This is a genomic window from Brevundimonas sp. (genome assembly GCF_041648615.1).
Classification (GTDB): Bacteria; Pseudomonadota; Alphaproteobacteria; order Caulobacterales; family Caulobacteraceae; genus Brevundimonas.
Genome location: NZ_JBAZOS010000014.1, coordinates 44,302 through 61,110, shown reverse-complemented (window position 1 = coordinate 61,110; position 16,809 = coordinate 44,302). Strand labels below are relative to the sequence as shown.

At 68.0% G+C, this 16,809-nt stretch carries 15 protein-coding genes, 1 tRNA gene and 1 rRNA gene; 5 read left to right on the top strand and 12 right to left on the bottom strand.

Features of this window, described 5'->3' with window-relative positions:
• The first annotated feature begins 162 nt into the window (after window positions 1-162).
• Both rrf and WC555_RS07635 read left to right on the top strand, forming a co-directional pair.
• Window positions 163-277: ribosomal RNA gene (rrf, locus tag WC555_RS07640) — 5S ribosomal RNA — on the top strand.
• 78 nt (window positions 278-355) lie between these two features.
• A tRNA-Met gene (locus tag WC555_RS07635) sits at window positions 356-432 on the top strand.
• A gap of 888 nt (window positions 433-1,320) precedes the next feature.
• Here the strand turns inward: WC555_RS07635 and ccoS are convergent.
• Genes ccoS through ccoN form a run of 8 tightly spaced genes read right to left on the bottom strand, consistent with a single transcriptional unit; the run spans window position 1,321 to window position 9,186 of the window.
• Window positions 1,321-1,581, bottom strand: coding sequence for a cbb3-type cytochrome oxidase assembly protein CcoS (ccoS, locus tag WC555_RS07630; protein ID WP_373252640.1), 261 nt, complete (start codon window positions 1,579-1,581; stop codon window positions 1,321-1,323).
• Window positions 1,578-3,716: a heavy metal translocating P-type ATPase gene (locus WC555_RS07625; protein WP_373252648.1), complete on the bottom strand. Its 2,139-nt coding sequence runs from the start codon at window positions 3,714-3,716 to the stop codon at window positions 1,578-1,580. The genes ccoS and WC555_RS07625 overlap by 4 nt, the downstream gene beginning before the upstream one ends.
• Window positions 3,717-3,742: 26 nt before the next feature.
• The gene (locus WC555_RS07620) at window positions 3,743-4,231 is read right to left on the bottom strand and encodes a FixH family protein (RefSeq protein ID WP_373252639.1); all 489 of its coding nucleotides are present in this window, start codon (window positions 4,229-4,231) and stop codon (window positions 3,743-3,745) included.
• Window positions 4,228-5,718: a cytochrome c oxidase accessory protein CcoG gene (gene ccoG / locus WC555_RS07615; RefSeq protein WP_373252637.1), complete on the bottom strand. Its 1,491-nt coding sequence runs from the start codon at window positions 5,716-5,718 to the stop codon at window positions 4,228-4,230. The genes WC555_RS07620 and ccoG overlap by 4 nt, the downstream gene beginning before the upstream one ends.
• Window positions 5,715-6,617: a cytochrome-c oxidase, cbb3-type subunit III gene (ccoP, locus tag WC555_RS07610; protein ID WP_373252635.1), complete on the bottom strand. Its 903-nt coding sequence runs from the start codon at window positions 6,615-6,617 to the stop codon at window positions 5,715-5,717. Before ccoP ends, ccoG begins: the two co-directional genes overlap by 4 nt.
• The gene (locus WC555_RS07605; protein ID WP_373252634.1) at window positions 6,610-6,783 is read right to left on the bottom strand and encodes a cbb3-type cytochrome c oxidase subunit 3; all 174 of its coding nucleotides are present in this window, start codon (window positions 6,781-6,783) and stop codon (window positions 6,610-6,612) included. The genes ccoP and WC555_RS07605 overlap by 8 nt, the downstream gene beginning before the upstream one ends.
• Window positions 6,780-7,517 (bottom strand): cytochrome-c oxidase, cbb3-type subunit II, encoded by a 738-nt coding sequence (ccoO, locus tag WC555_RS07600; protein WP_373252633.1) that lies wholly within the window; start codon window positions 7,515-7,517, stop codon window positions 6,780-6,782. The genes WC555_RS07605 and ccoO overlap by 4 nt, the downstream gene beginning before the upstream one ends.
• A 10-nt stretch (window positions 7,518-7,527) precedes the next feature.
• Entirely contained in the window at window positions 7,528-9,186 is a 1,659-nt protein-coding gene (gene ccoN, locus WC555_RS07595; RefSeq protein WP_373252631.1) for a cytochrome-c oxidase, cbb3-type subunit I, read from the bottom strand.
• A 454-nt stretch (window positions 9,187-9,640) separates the two neighbouring features.
• Between ccoN and WC555_RS07590 the strand changes: the two genes are divergently transcribed.
• Together WC555_RS07590 and WC555_RS07585 are read left to right on the top strand one after the other, a co-directional pair.
• The gene (locus WC555_RS07590) at window positions 9,641-10,186 is read left to right on the top strand and encodes a cytochrome b (RefSeq protein ID WP_373252629.1); all 546 of its coding nucleotides are present in this window, start codon (window positions 9,641-9,643) and stop codon (window positions 10,184-10,186) included.
• A 55-nt stretch (window positions 10,187-10,241) separates the two neighbouring features.
• Entirely contained in the window at window positions 10,242-10,943 is a 702-nt protein-coding gene (locus WC555_RS07585) for a VIT family protein (RefSeq protein WP_373252627.1), read from the top strand.
• Window positions 10,944-10,975: 32 nt separating this feature from the next.
• On the opposite strand, the gene WC555_RS07580 is transcribed toward WC555_RS07585, so the two are convergent.
• The 3 genes from WC555_RS07580 to WC555_RS07570 are packed head-to-tail and all read right to left on the bottom strand — an operon-like array spanning window position 10,976 to window position 12,432.
• Entirely contained in the window at window positions 10,976-11,752 is a 777-nt protein-coding gene (locus WC555_RS07580) for a sulfite exporter TauE/SafE family protein (RefSeq protein WP_373252626.1), read from the bottom strand.
• Between the two features lie 9 nt (window positions 11,753-11,761).
• The gene (locus WC555_RS07575) at window positions 11,762-12,076 is read right to left on the bottom strand and encodes a rhodanese-like domain-containing protein (RefSeq protein WP_373252624.1); all 315 of its coding nucleotides are present in this window, start codon (window positions 12,074-12,076) and stop codon (window positions 11,762-11,764) included.
• Window positions 12,077-12,078: 2 nt separating this feature from the next.
• On the bottom strand, window positions 12,079-12,432 hold the full coding sequence (locus WC555_RS07570; protein WP_373252622.1) for an ArsR/SmtB family transcription factor: 354 nt from the start codon (window positions 12,430-12,432) through the stop codon (window positions 12,079-12,081).
• 76 nt (window positions 12,433-12,508) lie between these two features.
• Between WC555_RS07570 and WC555_RS07565 the strand changes: the two genes are divergently transcribed.
• Entirely contained in the window at window positions 12,509-13,387 is an 879-nt protein-coding gene (locus tag WC555_RS07565) for an MBL fold metallo-hydrolase (protein ID WP_373252620.1), read from the top strand.
• A 244-nt stretch (window positions 13,388-13,631) separates the two neighbouring features.
• Here the strand turns inward: WC555_RS07565 and ileS are convergent, their stop codons facing one another.
• Window positions 13,632-16,562 (bottom strand): isoleucine--tRNA ligase, encoded by a 2,931-nt coding sequence (gene ileS / locus WC555_RS07560; RefSeq protein WP_373252618.1) that lies wholly within the window; start codon window positions 16,560-16,562, stop codon window positions 13,632-13,634.
• Window positions 16,563-16,809 lie beyond the last annotated feature (247 nt).

Below are 16,809 nucleotides of genomic sequence, written 5' to 3'. Positions count from 1 at the left end.
ACGTTGATAGGCCAGGTGTGGAAGTGGGGCGACCCATGAAGCTTACTGGTACTAATAATCCGATCGGCTTGATCGTTTCTCAGCAAAACTCATTCGATTTTTTACTTGGCTAATCCCCAAGACTGACAATGTCTTCTCACAATCGTCTATCCGCCTGGTTGACCTGGTGGCTATGTCGGAGGTTCCCCACCCGATCCCATTCCGAACTCGGTCGTTAAGCCCTCCAGAGCCGATGGTACTTCGTCTTAAGGCGCGGGAGAGTAGGTCGCCGCCGGGTCTACCAGACGGATAGATGATTGTATTTTTGGGCCGTCGCCCATCTCTCGAACCGCTCTTCCCTTACACTACCGTTTGCCGCGGGATGGAGCAGCCCGGTAGCTCGTCAGGCTCATAACCTGAAGGTCGCAGGTTCAAATCCTGCTCCCGCACCCAAGATTGTTGAGTAAAGTCAACAAGTTCAGCCCCCGCGAAAGCGGGGGCTTTCGTTTGCGCGGAATGCGCAGGCGAGACGCCGTCCTGCGGGGGCATCCTGCGACGGCGTCAGCAGCCCGGGGCCAGCCGCAAGGCGCCTCGGCCAGACGCCGCTGGGCCGGACGCGCGAGCGCGACGATCAACGGCGCAAGGATCCCGGTTCAGTCATTGTCGCTCATGGCGATCATCTTCCGCCCGTACCTGGGGCCATCGCCGTGGCGCGGGTCGCCGACAATCCGGACGGGCCGGAGATGGTTCGCGCCCAGGCCCGCTCGCGGCCGGAAGGCAGGCGGCGTGACGCAGGACGGGCTGTCGGAGGTCCCGACCGCCCGGCGAGCCAACGGGTTGGGATTTTTCAGGACGGACCCGGAGAGGTCCGCCGATGACGCCGCCGCCGACGATCACGCTATCGCAGAACCGGGCGACCCGGAGGGCGACGTGCAAAACGTCGCCGCGGCAGTGGAACGGATCGTAGGACACTCTCTCGACGCGCGGGATTTCGATCCGGCAAAGGCCGCCAGATCAGAGAGTGCGGTGGTCCGGGTTCCAGCATGGTGTCGCGGTGCTGGCGGTGGCGGGCCTCCACGCCGCGCTACTGCGGCAGGCACGGGCTCGGGCCGTCGCTCCGCGGCGACGCGGTGCGGCCGAGCTCCCTTGGCTGCGCACGCCCTGGATGATCGAGGCGGTCCATTCGCCGCCCCGGGGACGGGGCTCCGGGCGCTGCCGGGGTTCAGTGAGGTTGATCCATCACACCCGGAGCGATCGCTTCCACAGGGCCGGGGCGTTTGAATAGCCCGCCCGTGGGCGCCCCCGTCTCAACAGCTCCGCCTGGGCCGGCGAGAACGCGGGTTAACCGGCCCTCTGGTTTCGCTCCGGACCGTCCGGATCCGACCCGGAGGAGCCGTCGGGGAGGTCGGCTTGCGACGCTCCCGGTTCTTGATGCTCCGGGTCAGGGCGGGCGGGGATCGGATCGGCGTCATCGAGGAGGATTCTCTCGGCCGCTCCCCGAATGTCGTCGTACTGTCCGGCCCGAAGCGTCCAGACGAACGCCGCAACCGCCATCAGCCCCAGGAAGACCGAAAAGGGCGCGAGCAACAGAAGGATGTTCATCGCGCGCCCCTGAGCCTCAGCGCATTCAGGGTGACCACGAGGGACGACCCTGACATCGCAAGGGCGGCGACGAACGGGTTGACGAACCCGAGCATGGCGGCCGGCGCGGCCACGAGATTGTAGAGCGCCGCAAATCCGAAATTCTCGAGCGCGCGGCGGCGGGCGGAGCGGGCGACGTCGATCGCCTCGACCACGGCCATGAGCGCATCGTCGGTCAGAACCAGATCGGCCGCGTTCTGACTGGCCTCGATGGCGGAACCCGGCGCGATGGCGGCATGGGCGCGCGCCAGGGCCGCGGCGTCGTTCAGGCCGTCGCCGACCATCAGAACCTTGCGCCCCCCGGCGGCGAGACGATCGACGGCTTCGGCCTTGTCCGTGGGCAGCAGGCCGGCGCGCCAGGCGGTGACGCCGACCGCCCGGGCGACCGCCTCGACGACGCTGGCCTGATCGCCCGACAGGATCTCGACCGTCAGACCACGGGCCTGAAGGGCCGCGACCGTTCGAGCCGCGTCGGGCCTCGGCGTGTCGGAAAACCGCAGCCGCACCTTCGGCCCGTCGTCAAAGCCGAACCACAGTTCGGTCTCGACCGAATGCAGGGTGGTCACCCCGACAAAGGCCGCACGCCCGAGTCTCGCCCGTCGACCGTCGATCAACCCCTCGACCCCGAGGCCCGCATGCTCCACCACCCCGTCGGCGACCGGGCCGTCACCGGCTGCGCGCGCCACGGCCCGCGACATGGGATGGTTGGAGGCCCTGGCCAGCGGCGCGGCCATGGCGATGACGGTCGCCGACGTCTCGATCAGGCTGGGCCGGCCCTCGGTGAGTACGCCCGTCTTGTCGAAAATGACGTGATCGATCTCCGCCAGACGTTCGAGGGCGGCTCCGGACTTGACCAGCACGCCCCGGCGAAACAGCCGCGCCGACGCGACGATCTGGACCGCGGGCACCGCGAGGCCCAGGGCGCAGGGGCAGGTCACGATCAGCACGGCCACGGCCCGGATCAGCGCCTCGCGAGGCTCGAGGCCCAGCGCCCAGCCGCCGGCGAAGGTCGCCAGAGCCGCCGCATGGACCACCGGCACATAGAGGGTCGCCGCACGATCAGCGAGCCGTACATAACGCGACCGGGACTGCGCCCCGGCCTCGATCAGGCGGGCGATGGCCGCCAGCGACGAATCCTCCGCCGCCGCCCGGGCCCGGAGGGTCAGAAGCCCGGCCGTGTTGACGGCGCCGGCCCGGCATAACTGGCCGAGGGCGACGCGTACCGGGAGGCTCTCTCCGGTCAGCAGGCTGTTGTCGAGGAGCGCGTCACCCTCCTCCAGGGTGGCGTCTACCGGAATGCGGTCGCCGGGCCGGACCCGGAGACGGTCGCCGGGCCGGACGTCGTCGAGGGGAACCGACCGTTCGCGTCCCGAGGAGTCGATGACACAGGCCGTGGCGGTCTGGAGGGCCAGAAGGTCTCCGGCGGCGCTGCGGGCGTTCGCTCTCAACCGATGGTCCAGCCAGCGCCCGATCAGCAGAAGAAACAGCAGGGAGACCGCGGCGTCGAAATAGGCGTCGCGGCCGTTCAGGATCGTCTCCGAGAAACTGATCGCCAGCGTCAGGATGACCCCGACCGAGATCGGCACATCCATATTCGCCCGCCCGGCGCGCAAGGACCGCCACGCCGACTTGAAGAAGGTCATGCCGGCGAAGATGGCGCAGGGCGCACCGACGGCGGCCGACATCCACATCATCATGGTGCGGGTGGCGGGCCCCAGCTCCTGGCCGAACAGCCCGGCCCAGATCGGCACCGAGAACATCATGGCGTTCATGGCGCCGAAGCCCGCCACGGCCAGGGCGAGGATCAGCCGGCGTCCCTCGCGGTCGCGCTGGACCATGGCCGCGCCGGGGTCGAACGGCGTGGCGGGATAGCCCAGCCGGTCGAGCGCCGAGATGATCCGGGCCGGATCGATGCTGGCGCTGGCCAGGCCGATGGCGAGGCGTCCGGTCGACAGGTTCAGACGGACGGAGTCGACTCCGGGCAGGCGCGATACTTCCCGTTCGATCTTCGAGATGCATCCGGCGCAACGGGCGCCCGTCACCAGAAGGTCGAGACGGGCGCGGCCGTTCTCCTCCCGGCGCAGGAAGGCCGACATGTCCGGGGTGGTCGCCGCGTCGAAGGTCACGGCCACGTCAGCCTCCGGTCGGCGATGAAGCTGCGGCCCGCGCCATCCACCGCCTCGATCCGGGCGTCCCAGGCGCCGGAGAGGGCGCGTTCGGCGCCGTACTGGCCCGGCGCCGTTTCCCTGAGGACGACCTCGGCGCGGCCCTTTTCGGTCGCGGGGCGTTGCAGCGTGACCGAAACCTTGAGTCCGGCGAGGGGCCGCCCGTCGCGATCCTGCATCAGCACGTCCAGGCCGTTCGGACGAGCCTCGGCCCCCGCCCGCCAACCCAGGGCCTCCTGGACGCGGAGCCGCTCCAGTTCGGCGTTGTAGATCAGCCCCGCCTCATAGGGTCGAGGGGCGACCTGGCCGGGATGGGTGCGATAGGCCATCACCAGGAAGGCGGCGTCGACGCCGACCACCAGGGCGAAGAAGGCCACGACGCCCGCTGCGACGTGCCACCCCTTGACGACGAACGGCGGTTTCGCCGGCCTGGTCCCGGTGGTCATTGCGGCTGGCTCCCATATTCGAAGGCGGTGGGGACGAGCGTCGTCTTCCCGGCGGAACGGATCTCGAAGGCGGCGTCCCGGCTGCCTTCGCCGACCTGATCCGCGGGGACGGTGACGAAGATGCGCAGCGGGGTGACCCGGTTCGGCTCGACCTCGACGCGCAGCGGATCGGCGCCCGGCTGACCCGGAATCCTCAGCGCCGCTCCGGGGACTCCGGCGTAGCTGATCTCAACGGTCGCGGTCTCGAAGCCGTGGTTGGCGATCTTCAGAGTGTAGCCATTTCGGATCGCGCCATCGTGCAGCCGGACATAGGCCGGGTTGCGGTCCCGCAGGGCATGGACGCCGAATTGCTCGCGCGTGCTGAAGCCCCAGATCATCAGGCCCCCGACCAGCATCAGCGCCAGGCCGTAGTAGAGGGTGCGCGGCCGAACCAGCCGGTGCTCCGGCTTCTGACCGCAGTTCCGGGCCGCGACCGCCGAGTCGGTGTCATAGGCGATCAGGCCCCGGGGCCGCCCGACCTTGTCCATGATCTCGGTGCAGGCGTCGATGCACAGACCGCAATTGATGCACTCGAGCTGGGCCCCGTTGCGGATGTCGATGCCCATCGGACAGACCACGACGCACTGGTTGCAGTCGATGCAGTCGCCGCGGCCCTCCCAGGACTCCGCCTTCTTGTGCGGACCGCGCGGCTCGCCGCGGTCGTAGCGGTAGGTCACCTGGAACGACTGGTCGTCCAGCATCGCCCCCTGGATACGCGGCCAGGGGCACATGTAGGTGCAGACCTGCTCGCGCATATGGCCGGCGAAGATGTAGGTAGTGAAGGTCAGGATGGCGCACGACACATAGGCCGTCATCGGGGCGGTCCCGACCCAGAAGGTGCGGATCAGGTCGGGCGCGTCGTGGAAATAGAAAATCCACGCCCCGCCGGTGCCGAAGGCGACGCCGATCCAGACCAGGTGCTTGCCGGCCTTGCGCCACAGCTTGTTGAAGGACGTCGGGGCCGCGTCGAGCCGCATGCGGGCGTTGCGGTCGCCCTCGAACATCCGCTCGATATGGATGTAGAGGTCGGTCCACACCGTCTGTGGGCAGGCGTAGCCGCACCACAGCCGCCCGAACAGGGCGGTCACCAGGAACAGGGCCAGGGCTGCGGCCACCAGCAGGCCGGTGATGAAATACACCTCCTGCGGCCACAGCTGGATCATGAAGAAGTAGAAGCGGCCGCCGTCGAAATCGACCAGCACCGCCTGGTCCGGCAGGGAGCCGGGACGGTCCCAGCGGAGCCAGGGCGTGATGTAATAGATCGCCAGCATGACGATCAGCAGCGCCCATTTGAGCCACCGCCAGCGGCCGTGGACCAGCTTGGGATAGATCGGCACCCGAGCCTGATACAGGCCCTTGGGTCGGGCCTTTTCGCGCTGCTGCTCGGCGACGGAGACCGGACCCGTCGTCGCCGGGCGTTCGCGGGTCCGGTCAATGATGATCGTCATGGCGTTGCGGGGGCGCCCGCATCGGAGGAGGCTTCGCCGCCGCCGGCGTTGACGTGGACATAGACCGCCAGGGCCTTGATCACGGCGGGCGAGAAGCGGCCCTCCCAGGTCGGCATGACCCCGTTGCGGCCGTTGTGGATCTGGCCCCGGATGGAGTCGCGGTCCGAGCCATACAGCCACTCACGGTCGGTCAGGTTGGGCGCGCCCAGGGTGCGATTACCCACGCCCGTCGGGGTGTGGCAGACCGCGCAGTTGTCCGCATACAGTTGCCGCGCCCGACCGGCGGCGGCGGCGTCCGCCTGACGTCCGGAGAGGGCGACGACATACTCGGTCAGATCGGAGACCTGTCCGGGGTTGAGGATGCCGTCCCGTCCGAACGCCGGCATCTGCGACGTTCGCGTTTCCGGGTGGGCCGATCGGACGCCGACGCGGAGCGTGTGTTCGATCTCGGCCAGGGTGCCGCCCCACAGCCAGACGTCGTCGCGCAGGTTGGGATAGCCCTTGGCCCCGCCGCCGCCGACGCCATGGCAGCTGGCGCAGTTGTCGCCGAAGACCGACTGGCCGACCGCGAGGGCATGGGCCTGCAGATCCGGATCGGCCTCGATCTGATCCAGCGACGCCGACATCAGCAGGGTCTCGCCTCGTCCACGCTGCGCCTGGAGGGCGGCCAACTGCTCGACCACGTCGCCGCGGTCGGACTGTTTCAGCAGCCCGGGCGTGTAGCCCTTGAGCCCCGGCCACGCCGGCATCAGCACCCAATAGACGATGGAGAAGACGATGCAGCCGTAGAAGACCCACAGCCACCAGCGTGGCAACGGATTATCCAACTCCTTGATGCCGTCCCATTCGTGGCCGGTCGTCTCGACGCCGGAATGTTCGTCGCGCTCGCGTTCAGACATGATCGTCCTCGTCCTTCTCGAGCGGCAGGTGGGAAAGGCGGCGGAAGGTCTCGCGATGCTTCGGCCAAAGGGCGTAGATCAGCCCGGCGATGAAGACAGCGCCGAAGTAGAGGGTGCCGCCCTGCTGGGCGAACCGCGCCACGGTTTCATAGTCGAGGCCGCTCATCGCATGTTGTCCGGGTCTTCGGCCTGGTAGGTTCGGAAATCCACCATCGTGCCGAGTTGCTGCAGATAGGCGATCAGGGCGTCCATCTTCGTCAGACGCTTCGGATCGCCGTCGAAATCGCCCTGAACCACCTTGGGCCCATAGCGTCCGCGCAGGGCCGAGGTCTTGCTGGCGTAGGGATCCACCTGGGCCTGGAGGTCGGCCTCGGCGTTCTCGATCTGATCGGCCGTGTAGGGGACCCCGACCGCCACCATGGCCCGCAGCTTGGCGCGGATGGCGTGCCGGTCCAGGTCCTGATCGGCCAGGAACCGGTAGGGAGGCATGTTTGACTCCGGCACCACGGCGCGCGGGTCGGTCAGGTGCTCCTGGTGCCACTCGTTCGAATATTTGCCGCCCACCCGCGCCAGATCCGGCCCGGTCCGCTTGGACCCCCACTGGAACGGGTGGTCGTACATGCTCTCCGCGGCGAGGCTGTAGTGGCCGTAGCGTTCCACCTCGTCGCGCAGGGGGCGGATCATCTGCGAGTGGCAGCTGTAGCAGCCCTCGCCGATGTAGATGTCGCGGCCGGCCAGTTCGAGCGGAGTGTAGGGCCGAACGCCCTCCACCTCCTCGATCGTGCTCTCGACCCAGAACAGCGGGGCGATCTCAACGATACCGCCGATCGAGACGACGATGGTGATGCCGATCACCAGCCAGAGCGAGTGACGCTCGAATTTCGCGTGCTTCTTCCACATGGTGCGATCCTCACTCGGCCGGCAGGAGTTGCGGCTCGATCGTCGTCGCCGGCACGTTCGCGGAAGTTTGCGAGGACGGCATGCGGATCGTTCGCCACAGGTTGTAGGACATGATGACCGTGCCGCTCAGGAACATCAGGCCGCCGACGGTGCGGATGACGTTCTGGATGTGCTTGGCCGATACGGTCTCGATGAAGCTGTTCGCGAGGAAGCCGTCGGGCGTGTACTCGCGCCACATCAGACCCTCCATGATGCCGGAGACCCACATCGCGGTGATGTAGAGAACGATGCCGGTGGTCGCGATCCAGAAATGCCACTCGACGAGGGCGTTGGAGTACAGCCGGTCCTTCTTCCACAGCCACGGCACCATGCAGTAGATGGCGCCGAAGCTGATGAAGCCGACCCAGCCCAGCGCGCCGGAGTGCACATGGCCGATGGTCCAGTCGGTGTAGTGCGACAGGGCGTTGACCGTGCGGATCGCCATCAGCGGACCCTCGAAGGTCGACATGCCGTAGAAGGCGATGGCCACCACCATCATGCGGACGACCGGGTCGGTGCGCAGCTTGTCCCAGGCCCCGGAGAGGGTCATCAGCCCGTTGATCATGCCGCCCCAGGACGGCATCCACAGCATGATGGAGAAGGTCATGCCCAGCGTCTGCGCCCACTGCGGCAGCGCCGTGTAGTGCAGATGGTGCGGGCCGGCCCAGATGTAGATGAAGATCAGCGACCAGAAGTGCACGATCGACAGGCGGTACGAATAGACCGGCCGTTCGACCCGCTTGGGCACGAAATAGTACATCATGGCCAGGAAGCCGGCGGTCAGGAAGAAGCCGACGGCGTTGTGGCCGTACCACCACTGGACGAGGGCGTCCTGGACCCCGCCGAAGGCCGAATAGCTGCGCGCCTCCAGAAGGCCGACCGGCACCGCGGCGTTGTTCACCAGGTGAAGCAGGGCGACGGTGACGATGAAGGCCAGGTAGAACCAGTTGGCCACATAGATATGCGGCTCCTTGCGCTTCCAGAGCGTGCCGAGGAAGACCAGCAGATAGGCGACCCAGACGATGGTCAGCCAGATGTCGACGTACCATTCGGGCTCGGCGTATTCGCGCGACTGGGTGATGCCGGCGAGATAGCCGGTCGCCGCCAGAACGATGAACAGCTGGTAGCCCCAGAAGACAAACCAGGGCCAGATGCCGCCCGCCAGACGCGCCCGGCTGGTCCGCTGCACCACCCAGAAGGAGGTGCAGATCAGCGCGTTTCCGCCAAAGGCGAAGATGACGCCCGAGGTGTGCAGGGGACGCAGGCGGCCGAAGTTGAGCCAGCCGTGGTCCGGGAAGTAGAAGATGTTCGGCCACGACAGCTGCGAGGCGATCAGAACGCCGACTGTCATGCCGACGACGCCCCAGAACATGGTGGCGATGACCCCGGCGCGGATCACGCCATCCGAGTAGCGGGAGGGATCAGCCCGGAAGCGACCGTTGGTGACCCCAAGGGTCAGGGCCGAGAGCGCCACGATACCTGCGGCCAGCAGAATGTATCCGTGAAACCGGAACGCCGCGTCGTCCGTGAAGGCGGTCGCCAGGAAGGCGAGGACGGTGAACGCCCCGAGGGTCACAAACAGCGGGACGAAGCCGCCAATGAGTTCGTCTTCCTGTGGTCGATTCGGCATTCGGGTCCCCTCGGCTTGAAGGGGCTTTGCCGCACTGCGGGATAGGCCGCTTTGATCTAGCGCAATGCGGCGTCGCGAAATGTCTGCTCGGCTGCCGGGCGGAGGACCTATGCCAATCACTGACCAGTCTGAACGCAAATTCCTGGGGAGCGGGCTGTTGGCCCTCGGGTGCTCTCTCGGAGCGTTATCTGCGGCCCTGAGCGTCGCGGCCTTCGACCATATGATGGCGGCGGCCAATGTATGCGGTTCGAACGCAGAACACTGTCTGACGTGCATCGGCGCGTTGGCCTGCCTCGGCGCGGGGTTGTTCGCGGTCAGCGCGGGTCTGTCGCTGCTGCGTCCCTATCGTCCCCGTGTGGCTGCCTCGTAAGGCGGTTTCGCCCCAGCGCCCTGGCGCAGTCACCGGCTTTCATCTCCCTGTGCAACCTGATCTCCTTCACCCCCGGAGCACCCGATGGCCCTCCCGACCGACCGCCCCGCTCCGCCATTCTCCCGGTTCTCGATCGTGATGCACTGGCTGATGCTGGCGCTTCTGGCGGCCGTCTACGCCTGTATCGAGCTCCGGGAATTCTATCCACGCGGCAGTGACGTCCGCGAGGGACTGAAGACGTGGCATTTCATGCTTGGGCTTTCGGTTTTCGTCCTGGTCTGGATCCGATTGGCCGCCAGGGCCCTGTCGCCGCGGGGACCCGCTCCCCGCACCTGGTCAGGCGTGCTGGCGACCGTCGTGCACGTCGCCCTCTATATCCTGATGGTCGCAATGCCCGTCATGGGCTGGTTGCTGCTAAGTGCTGAAGACAAGGCCGTTCCCTTCTTCGGCCTCACCCTTCCTCCGCTGGCGGCGCCCGATGAAGTGTTCGCCGGGCGGATCGAGAATCTGCACACGACGGTCGGCGCCGTCGGCTACTGGCTGATCGGCTTCCACGCCGCCGCGGCCCTCTTCCACCACTATGTGCTCAGGGACCCGACCCTGCGCCGCATGGCGCCGGGTCTCCCCTGATGGCGACGATCGCGTCCCGCGGGCGTAGTCTGCGCCACTGGTCTGGAGCCGTCCCATGAGTCGTCTTGCATTACATCCCGAGCGCCATCTGGTCTCCCGCATCGGCTGGCTTCGGGCTGCGGTTCTGGGCGCCAACGACGGGCTGGTGTCGACCGCCAGCCTGATCATCGGCGTCGCGGCGGCCGATGCGACGCGCAGCGGCATTCTGATCGCCGGCGTCGCCGGCCTGGTCGCGGGGGCGATGTCGATGGCGGCGGGGGAATATGTCTCCGTCAGCTCCCAATCGGATACCGAAAAGGCTGACCTGGCCCGCGAGACGGCCGAGCTGGCCGGGGACCACGAAGCGGAGGTGGCCGAACTGGCCGGGATCTATGCGGCGCGCGGCGTCGACCCGGATCTGTCGCGGCAGGTGGCCATACAGTTGATGGAGAAGGACGCGCTCGGCGCTCATGCGCGGGACGAGCTCGGCATCTCGGAGATCACCACGGCGCGACCGGTTCAGGCGGCGCTGACGTCCGCACTGACCTTCGCCCTCGGCGCCCTTCCGCCCCTGCTGCTGGTGATCGTGGCGCCGCTGTCCGGCCTGATCATCTGGGTCGGCGTGACGGCCCTGGCGGCGCTGATGGGACTGGGCGCCCTGGGCGCCCTGGCGGGCGGCGCCAACCTGGGCCGTTCGGTCCTGCGGGTCGCGTTCTGGGGCGTGATCGCCATGGCCGCGACCGCGGGCATCGGCCGTCTGTTCGGAACGGTGGTCTAGGCGTCCGCTTCCTTGGCAGTCCGCAGGCGGCGTCAGAAGGCGCCGGCGGTTCGGACGAGCATATAGATCGCGACCACGAAGATCAGGCCGGCGAACAGGATGTTCAGCGCGCCGCGGCGCTGGCCGAGCCGGCGCGCGGCCCTTGAGCCGAGCAGCCCGCCGCCGAGACCGCCGACCACGAACAGGCCGGCGATGCTCCAGTTCACCAGACCCGCGAAGGCGTAGCTGGTCGCCGTGGTGACACCGAACCCGGTGACCGCCAGCAGGGACGATGCCATGGCGTTCAGGATCGGCATGCCGGTCGCCGCGATCAGGCCGGGCACGATCAGGAAGCCCCCCCCGATGCCGAAAAACCCTGACAGCAGACCCGCCCCAACGCCGAAGCCGACGAGCCTGGGGAAGTTGTCACGGTCCAGCCGGACGTGGGGCAGACCCTCGCCCTTGCGGTTTCGCAGCATCAGCCCGCCCACGACGATCATCAGCACGGCGAACATGGCGAGCAGCTTTTCACCGTCGACCTGCCGTCCGAACCAGGCCCCCACGAAGGCGCCGAGCACCCCGGCGACCGTGAAGACGGCGGCGCAGCGCCACTTCACGGCGCCGGCCCGGCCATGGTTGACCAGGTTGAGCAAGGCGTTGGCGGCCACGGCGACCGCGCTGGTGCCGATCGCCGCGTGGGGATTGGAGATACCGACAAGGTACACCAGCAAGGGCACGGCGAGAACGGAACCACCGCCCCCGACGAGGCCGAGGGTGAAGCCGACGACCGAGCCGGAGCCCAGGGCCAGGACGGACTGAAGCGGATCCATTGCGTCCGCCTAGAGCCGGCGCTGGACGGGCAGGCCCGCGGCCTGCCAGCCGTCGATTCCGCCCTCGAGGAGGTAGACGTCGTCGGTGGCCACGGCGCCCGCGAGAGCGCGGGCGTTCATCTGGGTGCGCCGGCCGCTGCGGCAGTGGAAGATGACCGGCTGGCCGGGCCGGGCGGCGATCCCCGCCGCGCCGGTCGACAGCGGGGCGGGATGGGCGCCGGCGATCACCAGGGCGCATTCTCCCGGCTCACGGATATCGACCAGCAGGGCGCCTTCCGCGACGAGGCGGGCGGCGTCTTCCGGGGTGACGGGTCTGGCGCTCATGATCAGTCTCCTTGGTTTTGGCGGCGGGCGGCGCCCGCCAGTTGGGGGCAGTAGATGTCGCTCAGGGCGTCGAGGACGCGCAGCACGGCCGCGTCGGCGATCCGGTAGTACAGGGTCTGGGAGTCGCGGCGGAAGGCGACCAGGCCCTCGGCCCGCAGGCGGGCGAGGTGCTGCGACAGCGCGGACTGGCTGAGGCCGACCTCGGCCACCAGGGCGCCGACCGGCATCTCCGGCCGCCCCGACAGGTGGCAGAGGATCAACAGCCGGTGCTCGTTGGCGAGTGTGCGCAGCAGACGCGACGCCTCGGCCGCTTTCGGGGCGAGGGCTTCGATCGTCGGGGCGGCGGGCTGCGTCATGGCTAATCCATTAGAGTTGCCTAATTTAGGAAGAGCTAATATATGTGTCAACAACGAATGCACAGGGAGCCCTGCAATGCCCACCCGCCCTGAAATCCGCGCCTTTTTCGACGAGCCGAGCAAAACCGTCAGCTATCTCGTCCACGACCCCGTCACGCGCGAAGCCGCCATCATCGACCCGGTCCTCGACTACGATCCGGCCTCGGGCGAGGTCGACACCCGCTCGGCGGCCGCCATTCTGGACGAAGCCCGGCGGCTGGGCCTGACCGTGATCTGGACGCTGGAGACCCATGTCCACGCCGACCACCTCAGCGGCGCGCCGTTCATCAAGGCGAGGACGGGCGCCCGGATCGGCATCGGCGAGCACGTCAAGGATGTGCAACGCATCTTCCGGCCGGTCTTCAACGCCAACGACCTCGATGTCGAAGGCGGCGATTTCGACCGGCTCTTCAGCGACGGCGACCGCTTGACCCTGGGCGGGCTGGAGGTGGAGGTGCTGCACACGCCGGGCCATACGCCCGCGGACGTCAGCTACAGGATCGGCGACGTCGTGTTCGTCGGCGACACCCTGTTCATGCCGGACTACGGCACGGCCCGCGCCGACTTCCCCGGCGGCGACGCCCGGCAACTGTACCAGTCGATCCGCAGGCTGCTGGATCTGCCGTCGGAGACGCGGCTGTTCATGTGCCACGACTACAAGGCCCCCGGTCGCGACCACTACGCCTGGGAAACCACCGTCGCCGACCAGCGCCGCGACAGCATCCACATTCGCGACGGCGTCAGCGAGGACGACTTCGTGGCGATGCGCACCACGCGTGACGCCACCCTGTCCGCGCCGAAGCTTCTGCTGCCCTCGATCCAGGTCAACATACGCGCCGGCCGCTTCCCCCCGGCAGAGGCCAACGGCGTCCGCTATCTGATGATCCCCGTGAAAGAACGCCAGACCGGCCGATAGCGGGGCTGTCAGCGACAACACCGGGCGGGGCCCGCGCCCGGGCACCTCATGGCGCGGACCGGCGCGGACGGCGGAAAACACCGTCCGGATCGTCCGGACAAGCGGGTTGGTGGAGGCGTCCTCCCCTGCATTCGATTGTCAAAGACCGGACCCGGCGGGTTCGGTCAGGGAAACATGCGCCTGCGTCATTTCCGGACGCAGGCGAGTTCCACCGGTCCGGGGCTCCGCCGATTTTCGATCCGTCCTACGCGTTCCGGGAATCCCACCAGCGCACGGCGTCCGCGTCGCGGGCGCTGAGTTCCGGATAGGCGGGATCGGAGCCGACATCCGGCACGCGCCGCCACGAGCGGGCGCATTTGGGATGGTCGGCCAGACGCACATCGACCGTCACCGCGTCTCCGCCGGGGACAAGCTCCGCGCCCGAGGTGCGGAACACCTCGGCCGCGTCCAGGCCTTCGAACGGCGCGAATATGTCGGCGGGGCCCGTGACCACGGGCCAGGCGTCCAGCGCCCCGCCGATGATCTTCTCGCGGCGGGCGGCTTCAAGCGACTCGTTGACGATCTCGAGCACCGTCTGCACGCCGGCCCAGCGTTCGGCCTCGCCGGTGTTCCGCCACTTATCCGGCGTCTCAGGGATCACCCGGGCGCAGTTGGAGCCGGCGTCAGGGAAGCGCGTCCCCCAGGCTTCCTCCATGGTGAAGGGCGTCAGCGGGGCCAGCCAGGCGGTCAGGCGCAGGAAGACGGCGTCCATGACCGTGCGGGCGGCGCGGCGGCGGATCGCGTCGGACCGGTCGCAGTAGAGGCTGTCCTTGCGGATGTCGAAATAGAGGGCCGAAAGGTCGTTGGAGCAGAATTCCAGAACCGGCCGCACCACGTCCTGGAAGCGGTATTCGGCGTAGGCCTTGCGCACGTCGCCATCGAGTTCCCACAGGCGATGCAGGATGAATTTCTCCAGCGGCGGCATCTGGTCCAGCGGCAGGCGCTCCTCCTCGTCGAAGCCCACCAGGGCGCCGAGCAGATAGCGGACGGTGTTGCGCAGCTTGCGGTAGGCGTCGACCGTGGTCTGCAGGATCTGCTTCCCGATCCGCTGGTCCTCGGCATAGTCCACCAGCGAAACCCACAGGCGCAGGATGTCGGCGCCGGATTCCTTGATGATGGTCGCGGGATCGGTGGTGTTGCCCCGCGACTTGGACATCTTCTCCCCGTTCTCGTCCTGGGTGAAGCCGTGGGTCAGGACGGCGTCATAGGGGGCGCGGCCGCGGGTGCCGGCGCCTTCCAGCAGGTTGGACTGGAACCAGCCGCGGTGCTGGTCCGAGCCTTCGAGATAGAGGTCGGCCGGCCAGTGCGACGGGCGGTCGCCGGTGTAGCCGTGCGTCGGGTCGCGCGTCTCGAGCGTGAAGGCGTGGGTGCAGCCGGAGTCGAACCAGACGTCGAGGATGTCCTCGATCTTCTCGAACCGGGCAGGGTCGTAGGCGCCGAGGAAGTCGGCGTCGGGGCGGGTGAACCAGGCGTCGGCGCCGCCCTCGGCCACCGCGGCGGTGATGCGGGCGTCAACGTCGGCGTCGATCAGGGGCTGGCCGGTCTGTTTGTCGACGAACATGGCGAGCGGCGTGCCCCAGGCGCGCTGGCGGCTGATCAGCCAGTCGGGCCGGCTCTCGACCATGGAGCGGATGCGGTTGCGGCCGGCCTCGGGGTGGAAATCGGTCTTGTCGATCGCCTCGAGCGCCCGCTCGCGCAGGGTTCCGTCATCCTCCAGCGGCGTGTCCATGCGGATGAACCACTGGGGCGTATTGCGGAAGATGATCGGGGCCTTGGAGCGCCAGCTGTGGGGATAGGAATGCTCCATCCGGCCGCGGGCCAGCAGGTTTCCGGCCTCGATCAGTTTATCCATCACCGCGCCGTTGGCGGGGCCGAACTTGCCGGTCTTCTTGCCCTCGGTCTCCAGCACCTTGAGGCCGGCGAACAGGGGGACGTGGTCGTAGTAGGCGCTGTCGGGGTCGACGGTGTCGGGCACCTCGTGGTGGCCGTGGGCCTTCCAGACCTCGAAGTCGTCGGCGCCGTGGCCGGGGGCGGTGTGGACGAAGCCCGTGCCCGCGTCGTCGGTGACGTGGTCGCCGGCCAGCAGGGGCACGGAGAAGCCGTAGCCGGGAGCGAGCGCCGCCAGCGGATGGGCGCATTCGAGGCCCGAGGGGTTCAGGCCGTCGACGCGGGTCCAGGTCGCGATCTTGGCAGCCTTGAAGACGTCCCCGGCCAGTTTGTCGGCGACGATCAGCCGGTCGCCCGGCTTGGCCCAGGGCTCGAACTCGAGTCCGGTCTCCATGGCCGTGACCTCATAGAGGCCATAGGCGATCTCGGGGCCGTAGCTGATGGCGCGGTTGGCCGGGATGGTCCATGGCGTGGTGGTCCAGATCACGACCGACGGATTGGCGTGGCGGAAGGCCAGCAGGTCGTCGGGATGATCGTCGGTCGCGCCGGTGACCGGGAATTTGACCCAGACGGTCGGGCTGACGTGGTCGTGGTATTCGATCTCGGCGTCGGCCAAGGCGGTGCGCTCGACCGGCGACCACATGACGGGCTTGGAGCCGCGGTACAGCTGGCCCGAGTTCTTGAACTTGTGGAATTCAGCGACGATGGCGGCTTCGGTGGTGAAGTCCATGGTGGCGTAGCGGTGGTCCCAGTCGCCGAGGACGCCCAGCCGTTTGAACTGGTCGCGCTGCACGTCGATCCAGCCCGTGGCGTATTCGCGGCAGGCCTGACGGAACTCGGCCCTGGAGATCTCGTCCTTGCGCTTGCCCTGGGCGCGATAGCGTTCCTCGATCTTCCATTCGATCGGCAGGCCGTGGCAGTCCCAGCCGGGGACGTAGTCGACGTCGTTTCCGAGCAGGAAGCGGCTGCGGACGACGAAGTCCTTCAGCGTCTTGTTCAGGGCGTGGCCGATGTGGATGTCGCCGTTGGCGTAGGGCGGGCCGTCATGCAGGACGTAGAGGGGCGCGCCCTCGGCCTGACGCTGTTTGCGCAGGGCCGAATAGAGGTCGCCCCATTGCGCGATGATCGCCGGTTCCTTCTGCGGCAGGCCGCCGCGCATGGGGAAGGGCGTCTCGGGCAGGAAGACCGTCTCGCGATAATCGCGGGCGGTGGAGGGCGTGTCGCTGGGCTTGTCGGACTCGGGGGCCATGAAGTCTCGTCTCGTCGTTTGTGATCGTTCGCGTAGTTTTCGATGCGCCATCGCCGGGAAGGCTGGTTCGGCGCGTGTCGATCCCGGCGTGCACGAGGCCTTTCGGCCCTGCGGCGCTACGCCGGGCGGCTAATCGAAATCGGGCGAAACACGCGGACGGTCATGGTGGACACGGTCTAGCAGACGGCGAGGGCCGGACGCCAGTCGGGATTGCCAGGCGGGGATGGCGGCGGGATAGTCGGGCGTC